Annotated in this window: 14 protein-coding genes and 1 pseudogene; 5 read left to right on the top strand and 10 right to left on the bottom strand. The window is 64.5% G+C overall.

Going from position 1 to position 16,524, the window contains the following annotated elements; genetic code table 11:
- The first annotated feature begins 330 nt into the window (after positions 1-330).
- Positions 331-705 (top strand): DUF2784 domain-containing protein, encoded by a 375-nt coding sequence (locus DMX06_RS25585; protein WP_110739925.1) that lies wholly within the window; start codon positions 331-333, stop codon positions 703-705.
- Here the strand turns inward: DMX06_RS25585 and tam are convergent.
- Both tam and DMX06_RS25575 read right to left on the bottom strand, forming a co-directional pair.
- On the bottom strand, positions 682-1,458 hold the full coding sequence (gene tam, locus DMX06_RS25580) for a trans-aconitate 2-methyltransferase (RefSeq protein ID WP_110739924.1): 777 nt from the start codon (positions 1,456-1,458) through the stop codon (positions 682-684). The two genes, DMX06_RS25585 and tam, sit on opposite strands and share 24 nt — an antisense overlap.
- A 153-nt stretch (positions 1,459-1,611) precedes the next feature.
- Positions 1,612-3,021 (bottom strand): amino acid permease, encoded by a 1,410-nt coding sequence (locus tag DMX06_RS25575; protein WP_110739923.1) that lies wholly within the window; start codon positions 3,019-3,021, stop codon positions 1,612-1,614.
- A gap of 439 nt (positions 3,022-3,460) precedes the next feature.
- Between DMX06_RS25575 and DMX06_RS25570 the strand changes: the two genes are divergently transcribed.
- Positions 3,461-4,885, top strand: coding sequence for an aminotransferase-like domain-containing protein (locus DMX06_RS25570; protein WP_110739922.1), 1,425 nt, complete (start codon positions 3,461-3,463; stop codon positions 4,883-4,885).
- A gap of 198 nt (positions 4,886-5,083) precedes the next feature.
- Here the strand turns inward: DMX06_RS25570 and DMX06_RS25565 are convergent, their stop codons facing one another.
- Complete coding sequence (locus tag DMX06_RS25565) at positions 5,084-5,302, bottom strand: EF-hand domain-containing protein (protein WP_110739921.1); 219 nt, start codon at positions 5,300-5,302, stop codon at positions 5,084-5,086.
- Between the two features lie 149 nt (positions 5,303-5,451).
- On the opposite strand from DMX06_RS25565, the pseudogene DMX06_RS25560 reads away from it, so the two are divergent.
- Positions 5,452-5,780 (top strand): annotated as a pseudogene (locus DMX06_RS25560) (hypothetical protein); the annotation flags it as partial.
- Between the two features lie 84 nt (positions 5,781-5,864).
- Here the strand turns inward: DMX06_RS25560 and DMX06_RS25555 are convergent.
- From DMX06_RS25555 to DMX06_RS25545, 3 genes are read right to left on the bottom strand one after another with little or no spacing between them, the layout of a single operon-like run.
- The gene (locus DMX06_RS25555; RefSeq protein WP_110739920.1) at positions 5,865-6,887 is read right to left on the bottom strand and encodes a histone deacetylase family protein; all 1,023 of its coding nucleotides are present in this window, start codon (positions 6,885-6,887) and stop codon (positions 5,865-5,867) included.
- Positions 6,887-8,128 carry a Zn-dependent hydrolase gene (locus DMX06_RS25550; protein WP_110739919.1) on the bottom strand — a complete coding sequence of 414 codons (1,242 nt, stop codon included), beginning with the start codon at positions 8,126-8,128 and terminating at the stop codon, positions 6,887-6,889. Before DMX06_RS25550 ends, DMX06_RS25555 begins: the two co-directional genes overlap by 1 nt.
- Positions 8,129-8,144: 16 nt before the next feature.
- Complete coding sequence (locus DMX06_RS25545; RefSeq protein ID WP_110739918.1) at positions 8,145-9,449, bottom strand: MFS transporter; 1,305 nt, start codon at positions 9,447-9,449, stop codon at positions 8,145-8,147.
- A gap of 159 nt (positions 9,450-9,608) precedes the next feature.
- Here DMX06_RS25545 and DMX06_RS25540 point away from each other — a divergent pair, with 159 nt between their 5' ends.
- Complete coding sequence (locus DMX06_RS25540; RefSeq protein WP_110739917.1) at positions 9,609-10,526, top strand: LysR family transcriptional regulator; 918 nt, start codon at positions 9,609-9,611, stop codon at positions 10,524-10,526.
- A gap of 18 nt (positions 10,527-10,544) precedes the next feature.
- On the opposite strand, the gene DMX06_RS25535 is transcribed toward DMX06_RS25540, so the two are convergent.
- From DMX06_RS25535 to DMX06_RS25520, 4 genes are all read right to left on the bottom strand, one after another.
- On the bottom strand, positions 10,545-10,826 hold the full coding sequence (locus DMX06_RS25535) for a type II toxin-antitoxin system RelE family toxin (RefSeq protein ID WP_110739916.1): 282 nt from the start codon (positions 10,824-10,826) through the stop codon (positions 10,545-10,547).
- The gene (locus DMX06_RS25530) at positions 10,816-11,061 is read right to left on the bottom strand and encodes a type II toxin-antitoxin system prevent-host-death family antitoxin (protein ID WP_110739926.1); all 246 of its coding nucleotides are present in this window, start codon (positions 11,059-11,061) and stop codon (positions 10,816-10,818) included. Before DMX06_RS25530 ends, DMX06_RS25535 begins: the two co-directional genes overlap by 11 nt.
- Before the next feature lie 65 nt (positions 11,062-11,126).
- Complete coding sequence (locus DMX06_RS25525; RefSeq protein WP_110739915.1) at positions 11,127-11,867, bottom strand: hypothetical protein; 741 nt, start codon at positions 11,865-11,867, stop codon at positions 11,127-11,129.
- Positions 11,868-11,970: 103 nt separating this feature from the next.
- Positions 11,971-12,717 carry a sulfite exporter TauE/SafE family protein gene (locus tag DMX06_RS25520; protein WP_181427901.1) on the bottom strand — a complete coding sequence of 249 codons (747 nt, stop codon included), beginning with the start codon at positions 12,715-12,717 and terminating at the stop codon, positions 11,971-11,973.
- Between the two features lie 244 nt (positions 12,718-12,961).
- Between DMX06_RS25520 and DMX06_RS25515 the strand changes: the two genes are divergently transcribed.
- On the top strand, positions 12,962-16,357 hold the full coding sequence (locus tag DMX06_RS25515; RefSeq protein ID WP_110739913.1) for an Ig-like domain-containing protein: 3,396 nt from the start codon (positions 12,962-12,964) through the stop codon (positions 16,355-16,357).
- The last annotated feature ends 167 nt before the right edge of the window (positions 16,358-16,524 follow it).

Genomic DNA, 16,524 nt, shown 5'->3' with positions numbered 1-16,524 from the left:
GGACATGTTCGATGTCTATTTCTGCCATCAACGCCTGCGCACCATCGACGTGAATAAACCTGATTACGGACCATAATGTGTCAACCATGTCTCCGCACACGTGTCCACCATGTGTCCGGTCCATACACCAAGACCAAAGTAACCCGCCGTAAAGGCGGAAAGGTGAATAAGCGTCAACATCGCAAATGAATGCGCACACAACTATTAAAACAATTGAAGCCCCAACCTCAGAAACCCAGAAACCCAGAAACCCAGAAACCAGAAACCAGAAACCAGAAACCAGAAACCATGACAAACTAACCCCTCTCCAACAACAAGGCCCCACCCACCATGTTCTACCGCCTGGCCGCCGACACCCTGGTCCTGTTCCACCTCTCGTTCATCCTGCTGGTCCTGTTCGGCGGCCTGTTGGTGCTCTGGCGCCGCCGCGCCCTGCTCCTCCATCTTCCCGCCCTCGCCTGGGGCCTGGCCGTGGAAGGCCTGCACCTGGAGTGCCCCCTGACCGACTGGGAAAACCACCTGCGCACCGCCGCCGGCGACGCCGGCTACCACGGCGGTTTCGTCGAACACTACATCTGGCCGGTCATCTACCCCGCCGGCCTGACCCCGCAAATCCAGCTGTGGCTAGGCACCGTCGTACTGCTGCTCAACCTGGGCATCTACGCCTGCGTGATCTGGCGCCTAGCGCGTCGCCACCACGAATAACCGCGGGAACGGCAACAACACCCTGCCATCGCTGGCCGGCGGGTAGTCACGCTGCATGGCCTGCAGGTAAAGCTGCAGGAAACTCGCCTGCTCCTGCTCATCCAGCCGAGCCAGGTAAGGCCGCAACGCCGAGCCCTTGAACCACTCCACCACCGCCTCGGCGCCGCCGACCAGCGGGTGGTGATAGGTGGTGCGCCACACATCCACCCGCGCGCACAGCGGGCTGAGCAGGTCGTAGTAGAAACCGGCATTGTGCCGCGGCGGCAGGCTGAAATCGGCGAACTTCCCGGCCCAGGGCCCCTGACTGGCGATCTCGCGCAACCGGCGGTGCGCCGGCTCGTCGAGGTTGTCGGGCGTCTGCACGGCCAGGCTGGCGCCCTCGCCCAATTGCCGCACCAGGTGCGGGTAAAGGCTGGCGTGGTCCGGCACCCACTGCAGCGACGCGTTGGCCAGGATCAGGTCCTGGGGCTCGTGGGCCGTCCAACTGGCGATCTCGCCAATCTCGCAGCGCACCCGCGGAATGCTCAGCCGTGGCCGCTGCCGGGCCTTGTCGATCATGTCCGGGTCGCTGTCCAGGGCCAGGACCTGGGCATCGGGGCAGCGCTGCAACAACACCTCGGTGGAATTTCCCGGGCCGCAGCCCAGGTCCGTGGCGTGCCGCGCCGGACGCGCCGGCACGGCGGCCAGCAGATCGCGCACGGCGCGGGTGCGTTCGTCTTCGAACAGTGAGTACTGAGTGGCGGACCAGGCCATGGACGACTCCTCGTAGGGCAATTGTGTGCAGCATAAGCCATGTCGGCATGCTGCAACGTAAGGATGATCTGATCGGCAAACAAGGCTTTGCCCCAAACGACAACGGCCGGTCCCTCCGAGAGGGACCGGCCGTTGCCAGAGGCACTACCGCAATCAGTGACGCTTGGCGCTACGGATCTGGTGCACCACGCCCATGGCCACCACGATGGCCGCGGCGATACCAGTGGAAATCACCAGGATCTGGTAGTCAGGCATGAAGGCCATGGTCACCAGGGCCGCCACGATGAACGCGATCACCAGGTAGGTCAGCCACGGGAACAGCCACATCTTCAGGCGCACTTCCTTGCCCTCGGCGATCAGCTTGCGGCGCATGCGCAGTTGCGAGAAGGCGATCACCAGATACACCAGCAGGGCGATCATGCCGGTGGTGTTCATCAAGGTTTCCAGCACGTCCTTCGGTCGCAGGGTCTCGCTGAAGTTGATCAGCGCGCAGAACACCGCCACCAGGCACGAGCCGATGATCGCGTTCACCGGCACGCCGGTACCGGTGCGGGTGAACTTGAACAGGCGTGGCGCGTCGCCGCGCTGGGCCAGGGAGAACAGCATGCGCGAGGCGGTGTAGTGGCCGGAGATCAGGCAGCTGCTCACCGAGGTCAGCACCACGAAGTTCATCAGCAACTCGGCATACGGCACGCCCAGAAGTTCCAGGGTACGGCGATAGGCGCCATAGCCGGAGACACCCAACTGCGGGTCGTTCCACGGCACCAGGCAGACGATCAGGAAGATCGAGCCCACGTAGAACAGACACACCCGCCATACCACCGAGTTGGTCGCCTTGACGATCTGGGTGGCCGGATCCTTGGCTTCGGACGCGGCGATGGTGACGATCTCGGCGCCGAGGAAGGCGAACATCACCCCCAGCAAGGCCCCGATGACCGTGGTGATACCGTTGGGCATGAAGCCTTCGGCGGTCAGGTGGGTGATGCCGCGCACTTCACCGAACTGCCAGATGTTCATCACCGCGGCGGTGCACACCACCAGGAAGCAGACGATCGCCACCACCTTGATCAGCGCGAACCAGAACTCGAACTCGCCATAGTGCTTGACGTTGAAGAAGTTGACGGTGATCAGCACCAGCGTCGTGGCCAGCACGAACACGTTAACGCTCACGTCGGGGAAGAAACCGTGCAGGATCTTGCCCGCCACGTAGGCCTCCCAGGCCATGAGGATCACCCAGTACCACCAGTAAAGCCAGCCGATGGTGAAGCCGGCCCAGCGACCAATGGCGCGGTCGGCGTAGGTGGAAAACGAGCCGGTGTCCGGCGACGAGGTCGCCATCTCGCCAAGCATACGCATGATCAGCACCACCAGGATGCCACCGGCAAGGTACGCCAGCACGGCGGCCGGGCCGGCACTATGGATCACGCTGCCGGAACCGACGAACAAGGCGCCGCCGATCACCCCGGCGATCGACATCATCGTCAGGTGGCGCGACTTGAGCGAGGCACTGAGCTTGCTCTCGTGCCCGTCCTTCGCGGTGGTGGATGTGGATGTTGCGTCCATCAGTTATTTACCCCGTGCTTCTTTTTATCCAAGGAAAAACTGTGAAACCCCGATGGTTATCGGTCTCACCTGTACATCAGTGCTACTGCGGGCAGGGAGGTGTGCGCGAGCACACGCAGGCCATCCGTGGCGGCCTGCTTACGCGGCCAGAGGCAACCCTCTGGACGAACTGAACCATGCTGGGGACGGACGAGAAGCGTCCGGCCAAGCGAAAGGAAGGTGCGGGGCAAACCCCGACGGCAAAGCAGCGATGTTGTGATTATTCATGGCGCTGGTACGTGCTGTGTTGGCTATATCTGACACGTAATGTAAAAATGTCGAACACATAGAGCCATGCACAGCGGCATGAAAAACGCACTGCACTGTACAGGCCGCCGATGCAATACACCCGCGATACCCCTGCAGGCGCCTGGCGCCGCGCACACCTGAAGGCCCCCGAATGCTCCAGCTCCATCCGGACTCCTCCACCCCGCTGGTCAACCAGATCATCGACGGGCTGCGCGCGCTGATCGATGACCAGACCCTCAAGCCCGGGGCCAAGGTCCCGTCGATCCGGGCGTTCGCCTCGACCTACTCGGTGAGCACCTTCACCGTGGTCGAGGCCTATGACCGGCTGGTGGCCCAGGGCTTGCTGGTAAGCAAGGGCAATGCGGGGTTCTTCGTCAATCGTGCGGCGAACGAGCTACTGGACAAGCACAACGTCGAGGTCGATACCAGCCGCCCCACCTTCAATTCCGAGTGGTACCTGCAACAGATCTTCGAGATCCGTCAGTTGCCGTTCAAACCGGGTTGCGGCTGGCTGCCCAACGACTGGATGTACGAAGAAGGCCTGCGTCGCGGCCTGCGCCAGGTGGCCGGCAGCCCGCTGGAGCTGTCCGGCTATGGCGACCCCCTGGGCCTGCCGGAGCTGCGCGCGCTGACCGCGCAGAACCTGCAGCAGGAACTGTCGATCGTCGCCAATCCGGCGCAGCTGATGCTCACCCACGGCGCCAGCCAGGCTCTGGACCTGGCCGTGCGCACCCTGGTGCGCCCCGGCGACGTGGTGCTGGTGGACGACCCCGGCTACCCCAACCTGATGAGCATCCTGCGCACCCAGGGCGCCACCCTGGTGGGCGTGCCGCGTACCCCGGCGGGCTACGACCTCGACCAGCTCGAGCGCCTGTTGGCCCACCACCGCCCCACGGCGTTCTTCACCCAGCCGCACCTGCACAGCCCGACCTGCTCGCGCACCCCGCTGGCGCAGTTGCACCGCCTGCTGCAGTTGGCCAGCCAGCATGGCTTCCGGCTGGTGGAGAACAACCTCTATGCCGACATGATCGCCGACCCGCTGCCCTGCCTGGCCAGCCTCGACCACCTGCAGCAGGTGGTGTACGTGGGCAGCTACTCGAAAAGCATCTCGCCCAATGTGCGGGTCGGCTACCTGCTGGCGAACCCCGAGCTGACCCAGCAACTGCTGCACCTGAAGATGCGCTCGGGCCTGACCACCTCGCAGGTGATGGAGCGGGTGGTGTACGCCGCGATCATCGACGGCCGTTGGCGCAAGCACCTCAAACGCCTGCGCCAGCGCCTGGCCGAAGCGCATCAGGAAGTCGGCCGGCACCTGCACCGGCTGGGCTTTGAGCTGTTCATCGAATCAGACGAGGGCATGTATATCTGGACCCGCCATCCGGCGATCCCCGACAGCGCCGCGCTGCTGGACGATGCGCTGGAGAAAGGCATCATGCTCGGCCCCGGGCAGCTATTCATGGTCGACGCCAAGGCCACCGGGTGGATGCGTTTCAATGTGGCGTTCAGTACGGATCCGGCGATGTGGGAGTTGCTAGAGAAGGTGCTGGTCAAGCACGTTCGCCGGGGTGGTACGTAAGGCCAACGCAGAACCTGTCATGAACGTGGGTAACAAAAACTGCAGAGTGCAGGTCAAGAATACATCAAGGTGATCAAGTTCATGGCCTATGACCCTTTGGGCTAGGAGCGATTGTTCATGAACGTCAACAGATGGTTTATCAAGTAGTCCATTACCCAAAGGGCCGCTGCGCGGCCCACAGGCATACTCACTCATACCTTACTTTTTAACAAGACCATACTTTACCTTGAACTCATCAAAGGTAACTTCGCCGTCCTTGTCAGTATCAAGAGCAGCGAAAAAACTATCTAAATTGGCTTTAGTCTTGTCATCCACCGTGCCAATACCCGATAAATCCTTTACTGAAATCTTACCATCCTTATTGGTATCAGCCTTATCGAAGAGAGATTTCAACACCGCTTCCAGTTCTGCACTCATGTCCCGCCTCCAAGTAGTGATTAATGAACCCGCTACAAAATAGTGGCACTCCTTCAAGAAGCCGTACAACTGGCAAAAATGTCAGGCCTGAATGAAACCGACGCAACTGATGCGCAACCAGGGCGTCACCCTAATGGGCGTGCCGCGCCCCTCCACTGGCGCAGCTACACCACCTGCTGCAGGTGGTGTACGTGGGCAGTTACTCGAGAAGCATTTCGCCCAGGCGGCTGGGTTTCGAGCTGTTCATCGAATCAGACAAAGGGATGTACATCTGGACCCGCCATCTAGCGATCCCCGACAGCGCCGCGCTGCTGGACGATGCCCTGGAGAAAGGCATCATGCTCGGGCCCGGGCAGCTATTCATGGTCGCTGCCAAGGCCACCGGGTGGATGCGCTTCAATGTGGCGTTCAGCACCGGGCGATGTGGGAGTTGCTGGAGAAGGTGCTGGTCAAGCATGTTCGCCGGGGCGGGGTGTAACACCCCTACCACCGCAATCGCGGGGCAAGCCCGCTCCCACAGGTTGTATCACAACGGTGGGAGCGGGCTTGCCCCGCGATAGTCCTATCGCCAATCCCGTTTTTCAGAGAAGAACGCCCGCGCATTCGCGTCCAGGCTCTCAAGGTGATACCCCCCCTCTTGCACAATCAGGCAGGGCAACCGCAGCGCCCGAATCCGCTCCCCCAACCGCGCAAAACCGTCGGTCGTCACCGCCACCTTGCTCTGCGGATCCAGCTCGTAGATATCGAACCCCAACGACAACACCAGCACCTCGGCGCCAAAGCTCTTCACCGCTTGCAACGCAACCTCCAATTGCGCCATGAAGTCCGCTTCACTCGCCCCGTGGGCCATCGGCAGATTGAGATTGCAGCCCTCCCCCGCGCCTTGGCCACGCTCGTCCGCAAACCCCGCCACGCCGGGGTAGAAGTTGGTCGGGTCACCGTGCACCGAGACATACAGCACATCGTCGCGCTCGTAGAAGATCTCCTGGATGCCCTGCCCGTGGTGCATGTCGGTGTCCAGGATAGCCACGCGGCTGTAGCGACTTCGCAATACCTGGGCGGCCACGGCGGCATTGTTGAGGTAGCAGAAACCGCCAGCGGCATCGTAACGGGCATGATGCCCCGGCGGCCGGCACAGGGCATAGACGGCGGGCTCACCATCGACGATCGCCTGGGCGCCGGCCACCGCGCTCTGCGCCGACCAATAGGCCGAGCGCCAGGTGTGCTCGCCCACCGGGCAGCTGCCATCGGCCAGGTAGCGCCCGGCCTGGGCGAGGATGCCACGCAGGGCGTTGGGCTCGCGCACGAAGATGTTGGACATGACTTCATCGCCCCAGTCCTCGGGCACCTCTTTCCAGCGCGCATGGGCTTGTTCGAGGAAGCTCAGGTAAGCCTCGCCGTGTACGGCCTTGAGCGGTGCGAGGCCGGCATCGGCAGGCTGGCGAATGTCGAAGCCCAGGCCCTTGGCAGCCTGCAACAGCCGCTGGGCGCGCTCGGGGACCTCCTGCGGGGTGTGCATCGCGCCACGGGAGTAATAGCTGCGCGGATGGTGCAGCAGTTGTTCGGGGTGAAAATAGCAGCGCATCAGGCCTCTCCTTGGACAACCTGGCCGGCACGGGCCAGCACGGCGTTGAGCAAAACATCGGCGCCCTGGCGGGCATCCTCGGGCAGCACGTCCTCGGCTTCGTTGTGGCTCAGCCCGCCGACGCAGGGAATGAACACCATCGCCGTGGGGCAGTAGCGTGCCAGCAGGATCGCGTCGTGACCGGCGCCACTGACGATGGACTGCTGGCTGTAGCCCAGGCCATCCACCGCCTGCTGCACGGCGGCCACGCACTCGGCATCGAACGGCGTGGCCGGGCTGACCCAGTGGCGCTCGATGCGCACGCTGAGACCGCGCTGGTTGGCAATGGCCTGCAGTTGCAGGCTGATGTCGCGCTCCATCGCTTCGATGGCCGCGTCGCGGTGATGACGCAGGTCGAGGCTGAAGCGCACAACGCCCGGAATGGTGTTGCGCGAAGACTTGGCAATATTCAGCTCGCCAACCGTGGTCAGGCCCTCGGGAGCGAAGTCCGTGGCCAGCTGTTCGATGGCCTGGATCATCCGCGCCACGCCGTACAAGGCATCCTTGCGCAGCTTCATCGGCGTGGTGCCGGCATGGGCGGCCATGCCCTCGACGGTCACGTCGAGCCAGCGGATCGCCTGGCCGCCGCTGACCACGCCGATGCTGTTGGCGTTGTCCTCGAGGATCGGGCCCTGCTCGATATGTGCCTCGAAATAGGCGTCCACGGCGCCACCCAGCGGGCGCTGGCCGGCAAAACCGGTGCGCGCCAGTTCATCGGCGACACTGATACCGTCGGCATCGCGGATCGCCAGGGCCTGCGCCAGCGACAAGGTGCCGGTGAACACCGCCGAGCCGAACATGGCCGGGGTGAAACGGGCGCCCTCCTCGTTGGTCCACACCGCGATCTCCAGCGGCTTGCGGGTACGGATGCCCAGGTCGTTCAGCCGGCGCACCACCTCCAGCCCGGCCAGCACGCCGTAAACGCCGTCGAAACGCCCGCCTTCGGGCTGGGTGTCGAGGTGACTGCCCATCATCACCGGCGCGGCATGCGGGTCGGTGCCCTCGCGACGGGCAAACAGGTTGCCGATGGCATCCACACTCAGGCTCAAGCCGGCCTCGCGGCACCAGTGGCCGAACAGCTCGCGACCGGCCTTGTCCTCGTCGCTCAGGGCCAGGCGGCAGTTGCCGCCACGGGCGGTGGCGCCGACCTCGGCCATGGCCATCAGGCTCGCCCACAGGCGTTCGCCATTGCTTTTCAACATTGCGGATACTCCAGATTCAGGCCAGCTCAAGCTGTCGGCTACGGGCGTACCGGCGCGTCAGCGCCAGCACGCAGACCAGGGAAGTGCAGGCGATCAGGCTGTAGAAGACCGCCATCGGCCACCATTGGCCGGTGAAGCTGTGCGCCAGCCAGGTGCCGATCAGCGGGGTCAGGCCCCCGGCGACGGCGCCGCAGACCTGATAGGCCAGGGAGATGGCGGTGTAGCGCACGCGGGTGTCGAACATGCCGCTGACATACCCGGCGATCACCGCGTAGAACGACGCCATGCACGCCGCGGCAAGGGCAATGCCGAGCACGATCAACGGGCCTTCGCCACTGCTCACCAGCACGAACATCGGGTACGGCGAGGCCATCGCCAGCAGCGCGACCAGCGCCAGGAAGCGCGTGGCGCCGAGCTTCTCCGAGACCCACGCAGCCAGGGGCTGCACGCAGAACTGGATGATCGCCACGAAGAACAGGCATTCGAGGATCAGCGAGCGCTCCAGGTGCAACTGCTGGGTGGTGTAGCTGATCATGAAGGTGTTGGTGAAATAGACCCCGGCGATACCCAGGGTATTGGCGCCGATGCACAGCAACAGCGGTCGCCACGCGGTGCGCAGCACCTCCAGCACCGGCGCCTGCTCCTTGCGCCGGGCCTTCTCGGCCTGCGCGCGGCTGGCGAGGAACTCGGGCGACTCGTTGACCCCCAGGCGAATTGCCAGGCCCACCAGCAGCAGCAACGCGCTGGCCAGGAACGGCACGCGCCAGCCCCAGCTCATCAGGTCGTCTTCCGGCAGGCGAGTGACCGCGCTGAACGCCAGCAGCGACAGGATCAGGCCCGCCGGGCTACCCAGCTGGGCGAACGAGGCGAAGAAATTGCGGCGCCCCTTGGGCGCATGCTCGCCGGCCATCAGCACCGCCCCGCCCCACTCACCGCCCACGGCGATGCCCTGGACCACCCGCAGCAGGATCAACAGCACCGGCGCGGTGGCGCCAATCTGCGCGTAGGTCGGCAGCAGGCCGATGGCGACGGTGACCACGCCCATCATCAGCAGGGTGATGACCAGTGATTTCTTGCGACCGATGCGGTCACCGATGTGGCCGAAGACGATGCCGCCCAGGGGGCGGGCGAAGAAGCCCACGGCGAAGGTGCCGAAGGCGGCCATGGTGCTGAACAGGCTGTTGTCGGAGGGGAAGAACAAGGCGCCGAACACCAGCGCGGCGGCGGTGGCATAGATGTAGAAGTCGTACCACTCGATCATGGTGCCGATGAACGCGGCGGCGGCGGCACGGCGCGGTTGGGGCGAAGCGGCGGGCTTCATGGGTGGCTCCTTTGGTTGTTTTTCTGGCAGGAGTTTTCTGGGACGCGGCGGCGCTCTGACGGCGCCTGCACTGCTGGAGATGATTCATCGCCAAGGCCTATAATTCAATTTTCTATTTATTATTCGAATTATTAACCACGCTTATCATCGAGCCCGACCATGCCCGACCGCCTGCTCAACGACCGCCTCGACTGGAACCTGCTGCGCACCTTCCGCGTCATCGGCCAGGAGCTGTCGATCAGCCGCGCCGCAGCCCGCCTGCACCTCACCCAGCCGGCCGTGAGCCAGGCGCTCAAGCGCCTCGAGGAACAGCTCGGACGCCAGCTCATCGCCCGACGCGGCCCGCGTTTCGTGCTGACCGAGGTGGGCGAGCAACTGTTCCAGCTGGCCGGCGAGGTGTACGGGCAGATGTCGCAGATCGGTGGCTTGCTGGAGCAGCCGGCGGACGAGCTGGTAGGCAAGGTGCGCCTGCTGATGATCAGCCGCATCGTCAGCGAACGCTTCGATGATTTTCTCGCCGAGTTTCACCGCCAGCACCCGCGGGTGGAGCTGGAGATCGACGTAATGCGCAGCTCCGACATCGTCGCCGCGCTGCAGGAAAAGACTGCCACCGCCGGCCTGAGCCTCAACCGTCGGCCGCAGCCACGGCTGGAGCAACGGCTGTTCCTGCGCCAGCGCTACGCGTTCTTCTGCGGCAGGCACCACGGGCTGTTCGGCCAGGCCGAAGGCGACCTGCAACGGGAGAACTTTGTCAGTTTTACCAGCGACCAGATCGGCGGCATGCTTTCGCCGCTGACCATCTTCCGCGACCAGCAGGGCTTCGCCGGGCGCATCGTCGCCTCGTCACCGAGCCTGGAAGAGGTGCGCCGCCTGGTCATTGCCGGTTTCGGCATCGGTTGCTTGCCCGAGCATGTGGTGGCGGCGGATGTAGACGCGGGGCTGTTGTGGAAACTGCCGCCGCACGAGGGGATTGCCGACGTGGACATCCACCTGCTGTGGAACAGGGACCAACGCATGAGCCGTGCGGAAGGCCTGTTCATCGAGGCCTTGCTGTCGGCCTGTACACCAATGACCTAGCTGGGATGCTGCATAAACTCAGCGATTGTAAGCCGAGCGATAGGCCTGCCCGCGCTCACGCTTGCCTATCGCCACCACCACAACCACTACCCGATCATCCTCGACGCGGTAGACCAGTCGATAGCCGCTGGCCCTGAGCTTGATCTTGTAGTGGTTGGGCAAATCACGCAGCGCATCCACACCGACCTTGGGCGAGAGCAAGCGTTGCCGGAGCTTCTTTCTGGCCTGCTCACGTACGGTGTGCCCCAGCTTCTCCCACTCCTTCAGGGCCGAAGGCAGGAACTCGAGCCTATAGGTCATCCAGCTCGACCGGGATGCCTTTCTCTCCCGCGCGCGCCTTGACCAATGCCACCAGTTCGATATCTTCCAGTCGCTCCATCATCGCCTCGTAGAGTTCAGCGGGCACCATGTAGCCCATGACGCGATTATGGTTGAGGACTGCCACCGGTTTCCCCTGTGCATCGGCCATGACTGCCGTAGGATTCCTCTTTAATTCCGAGACACTGACAGTGACGTCGGCAAAGATGTTCTGCATGATAATAGCCCTCATTCAAGCGCTATATTTTGGTCATCATTCAGGTCTTTTTCAAGCAAGCCTGCCTACAGCGAATGCGAAATACGCGCTGCCCTCGCCCGCCCCAGCCACGCATAGGCCAGCGCCAGCACTCCCAGCACCAGCCCGGAAAACACCGCCGCCACCACCTGGCTGTAGCGCGCCAGCAGCGCCGGGAACCCCACCACTTCACGGGTCACCTGGATATCGGCGCTGCCGTCGGCATCGCGGATGCTGATCCCGCCCTGACGGATCTGCGAATAGTCGGCATCGAAGTACACCCAGACCTTGCTTTCGCTCACCCCGTCGATGGCCGGCAGGTCGATGCTGCTGGTGGGCGTCGGCACCAGCGTGTCGTTGCCGGCGGCGTCGCGCACCTGCACCAGGCCCTTGGCCGGCAAGCGGATGTGCACGGCCTTGAGCGGCGCCTGCGCAGGGTTGTACAGCTCGATGAGCAGGCCTGTGCGGTGATCCACCAACCCGGCCTCGAACGGCCTGGCGAACAGTTGCAGGTACGGGGCCTGGGCCAGGTCGACCAGCTTGTCGATCTGCGGGTGGCTGAGCGCGCCGGCGCCGATCTCGCTGATCTGCGTGTGCAACCGCTCATACTTGAGCAGGTCGTTGGCCTGGCTGATGCGCTCGCTGAACTGGCCCGGGTAGGTGAGATGGGCGTAGGTCAGGCGTGCCTGCAGGCGGTCGTCATCGCGCAGCACCGCATAGAGCATGGCGGCGACGGCGACCAGGGCCAGCAGGCCCACCAGGGATTTACCGACTTTTTCCCAATTCACCTTGAGGGTTCCTTGTTTTGCAGGGGCGACGAGACGCAAGGCAGGCAAGGGTGCCAAGAACACCGGGTTCGGGCAAGGGTTGGCTGCCCCGCGATCGGCCGTGTCAGCCCCGCGCCAGCAACCCCGGCACCGCCACGGCCAGCATCGCCACCCCGGACAAGGTCAGCAGCCCCAGCACGATCCGGCGAAATGCCAGTTCACTGATCCCCAGGTACAACCGCGTACCCAGCAGCGTCGGCACTGCCATCGCCAACGCCACCACCGCGAACGCCGGCAGCAACGCCGGGGTCACCAACCCGCTGCCCAGGTAGGTGAGCATGGTCACCGCCAGCATCGACAGGTTGAAGTTCTGGATCACCGCCCGCTGGGTGTCGCGCTCGAACCCGCGCAGGGTGCACCAGAGCGTCGGCACGGTGCCGGTAAAGCCGCCGATACCGCCCAACACCCCGCCGACCATGCCCACCGCGCCATCGGCCAGGCGCCCGCCCTGCAAACGCGGCAGGCGCGGCGCCAGCAGCATCAGTGGGCACCACACCACCAACAGCGTGCCGAACACCGCCTTGAACCACAGCATGTCCAGGTAAGGCAGCACCCAAACACCCAGCGGAATCCCCGCCAGGCCACCCAACACGAAGGGCCACAGCAGTGTCCAGCTGAAACCCCGGCGCACGCTGAACACCGCGATCAACTGCCCGGTAAGGCTGCCGAACACGGTCAGCACCGCCGCCACCTTCGGTTCCAGTCCCCAGGCCCAGAACGACATGGCCACCATGCCGAAGGCAAAGCCCGACAGGCCCTGGACGAAACCGGCGACGATGGCGCCAAGGGCGATGAGGTAGAGCGGATCCATGTGGGCTCCCTGCGACGATCGATGACATCGGCTGGGGAGCATTCCCCACCCAGCAATGGGTGTCCAGCCCCAGGTTTGCGGCAAAAGGCTGAGCGTATCTCGTTCGCAATATTGCAACATCTTGAAACAACTGGCGTTTGGCCATTTACCCTTTGGCACAGCCGTTGCTGAGCCCTGCTCAAGGCACATCGCCGCTCTTCGAGTGGCAACAGATGCCAATCTGCACAACACGGGGCATACGGCAATGAAGAAACCAGCTGCAACATCGACCCAGGTGTTCAGGTTGTCCTCCCTCACGGCACTGCTGCTAAGCCTGGGGCTGGCCAGCGCGTTCGCCGGGTCGCTCGACGACGTGAGCCAGCCACCGCCTACCGATCCTTCCGCCTACAGCGACCCGCCCGCCACACCAGTGGCCCAGGCGGCGGCACTGGAGGCCTTGCAGTCGATGCCCGAGGCCAACGAGGGCTCGCTGGAGCTGACCAATGGCGTCTACGGCACCCGCGCCACGGTGACCAGCAACAACGTGCTGCCCCCCGCGCTGCAGACCTCGCGCAAGTACCCCACCAACGGCAAGCCCAGCCCCTTGTTCGGCGCCGAGCCGTTCACCCAGCAGCTGCTGTTGTTCGAAGAGTTCGGCCCGGAGAAACTCGACCCGGCCACCCCGCCCTACTCCATGACCTTTCCGCCGCCCGTGATCGGCGCGGCCCCGGCCCAGGACCCCGACTACGCGGCACGCAGCAGCCCCAACGGCAACGCCCTGGAGGCGTTCCTGACCCAGCCGGGGCTGACGCCGTTCCCGTCGCAGTACGCCAACGTGCTCGACCGCAACCCGTGGAAGGCGCAGATCGAGATGTTCCTCAACCGCAGCGGGGTCGGCTCGCCCGCCGAAGGCCGTCCGCCAGGAAAGGGCTGGTCGCACCAGCGCTGGAACGAGTTCTACCCCCAGGCCGCGTTCAAGACCGCCCAGGCCGGCGCACGCATCAACCAAGGCCTGCGCGACCGCAAGCAGTTGCACAACTACGCCAAGGGTGAGTTCGCCCCCGGCGGGCTGTACTACCAGACCTCCGACATCCCCACCACCCTGGGCACCACCAAGGGCATCGACACCCGCTTCCACCCGAAAATGCCCCTGCAGGGCCACAAGGCGCTGTGGACCTTCGACGGCACCTTCCCGGTCAAGCTGCTGATGGTGCGCTACGGCCAACCGGTGCTGATGCGCCACTACAACGCCCTGCCGATCGACCCTTCGGCCAACAACGGCTTTGGCCTGCATACCATCTCCACCCACGAGCACAACGGCCACTCGCCGGCCGAGAGCGACGGCTTCGCCAACGCCTACTTCTTCCCCGGCCAGTATTACGACTACCGCTGGCCGATCCAGCTGGCCGGCTACGACACCATCAACACCCGCGCCCAGGACCCGCGCGCGGCCTTCCCCTGCGCGCCGGGCGAAACCCTGTACGTCAACGACGCCTCCCCGGGCCTCAAGACCTGCGAGAACGGCAGCATCAAGATTCGCGGCGACTGGCGCGAGACCATGAGCACCCACTGGTTCCACGACCACATGCTCGATTTCACCGCGCAGAACGTCTACAAGGGCAACGCGGTGATGATGAACTACTACTCGGCCATCGACCGCGGCAACGAGGCCCTGCAGGACGGCGTCAACCTGCGTTTCCCCAGCGGCGCGGCGATGCCCTGGGGCAACCGCGACTACGACGTCAACCTGGTGATCGCCGACAAGGCCTGGGACGCCAATGGCCAGTTGTGGTTCAACCCGTTCAACACCGACGGCTTCCTCGGCGACCAGATCCTGGTCAACTGGCAGTACCAGCCCAAGCTCAAGGTGCGCGCGCGCAGCTACCGCTTCCGTATCCTCAACGGCTCGGTGTCGCGCTACTTCAAGTTTGCCGTGGTGCGTGAAATCGCCGGCAACAGCGGCGAGTTCAAGGGCCCGAGCGGCTCCAACGTCTCCTATGCCCGCGTGCCGTTCCACATGATCGCCAACGACGGCAACATCATGGAACACGCCGTGCCGTTCGACGGCACCCTGGACCTCAACGGCGATGGCAACCTGCAGGACAACAACGCCATCCTGCCGCTGCAGGGCATCGCCGAGCGATACGACATCATCATCAATTTCGCCAGGAACGGGATCAAGGTCGGCGACAAGCTGTACTTCGTCAACCTCATGGAGCACGAGACCGGCAAGGGCCCGAAACAGCCCATTAGCCTCGCCGACGTGCTGTCGGAAAAGTACAAGGCGGTGATCAAGCAGACCAGCAAGGGCCCGGAATGGGATGGCGGCGACCCGGTGGTCGGCAAGTTCATGCAACTGATCGTGCAGCCCTATACCGGCCAGGACGTCAGCATGGACCCGAGCCTGTATGAACCGGCCAAGCCCGGCAAGGCCGCAGGCCTGGTGATGATCCCCCTGGCCATCGACCGCAACAGCACCAGCGACCAGGGCAAGATCAAGGCCGCCCGCCACCGCGAGTTCATCTTCGGCCGCTCCGACGGCACCGACAGCGCGCCCTGGACCATCAAGACCGACGGCGGCTTCGGCTACAGCATGGACCCACGGCGCATCAGCGCCGCCCCGCAACTGGCCAACGAAGCCACCGACGGCGGCTTCAGCGGCGACGGTACCCTGGAGGTGTGGAAGATCAAGAACGGCGGCAATGGCTGGAGCCACCCGGTGCACGTGCACTTCGAGGAAGGGGTGATCCTCAGCCGCGACGGCAAGGCGCCGCCGGAATGGGAGAAGTGGGCGCGCAAGGACGTCTACCGCATCGGCCCGGACGCTGACTCGTCGGAAGAAGTGGAAATGGCCATTCGCTTCCGCGAGTTCGCCGGCACCTACATGGAGCACTGCCACAACACCCAGCACGAGGACACCTCGATGCTGCTGCGCTGGGACCTGGAACACCCCGGCCAGTTCCAGATGATGCCGACGCCGCTACCCGGCTGGGATGGCGTGGAATACGTCAACTCCGCCGCCCTGCCGACCTTCCGCACTGCCAGCAGTGGCTCCGGCAATGACAGCAACAAGCCGCCGGTGGCGGTGAACGACAGTGCCGCGACCTCGGCCGGCAAGCCGATCGTGCTCAACGTGCTGGCCAACGACACCGACCCCGACGGCAACCTGCCGCTGAGCATCAGCAGCCTGGCCCAGCCCGACTCCGGCCAGGGCACGGTCAGCAGCAACGGCACGCAGCTCACCTACACCCCACCGGCCACCGTCGCCACGGCGTTCACCGCCAGCTTCACCTACGCCGCGCGCGACGCCAAGGGCCTCGAGTCGCTGGCGCCGGCCACGGTGAGCATCGCGGTCTCGCCAGCGGTGCCGATGGACGAGATCCAGGTCAGCAGCGCCACGGTGCAGTTGCGCAGCAACAGCCGCTGGACCTGGGAAGTCTCCGGGACCACCTCGGTGGCCGCCGGCAACAGTATCCGGGTCTCCACCAACACCACCAGCGGGCCGCTCGACCTGGGCCTGGCAACCTTGAGCAGCAGCGGCAGCGGTGCGCGCTGGAAGCTGTCGGTGACCACTACCGGCAGCGGCCCGGCTTCGCCACCGGCGGTGACGGTGAAGTCGGCGCTGGGGCAGAGCGTAACGGTGCCGCTGAGTATCAAGTGACGTCGTGCAAGGGGCCGCCACGCGGCCCTTTCATGCCAACCCAAGAGGGTCAGACCATGCCCCGCCTCTGCCGCCTGCTGCTCCTGCTGCTGCTCACCCTCAGCCTTTCCTGGTCGCTGCCCCCCAGCACCCGCGCAACACCCTCCACCCCCTGGGGCGCCGACTAC

The sequence above is a fragment of the Pseudomonas mosselii genome, from assembly GCF_003205295.1.
Lineage (GTDB): Bacteria > Pseudomonadota > Gammaproteobacteria > Pseudomonadales > Pseudomonadaceae > Aquipseudomonas > Aquipseudomonas mosselii_B.
Note: the sequence above shows the minus strand (reverse complement) of the source record. Positions and strands in the feature narration are given on the sequence as shown.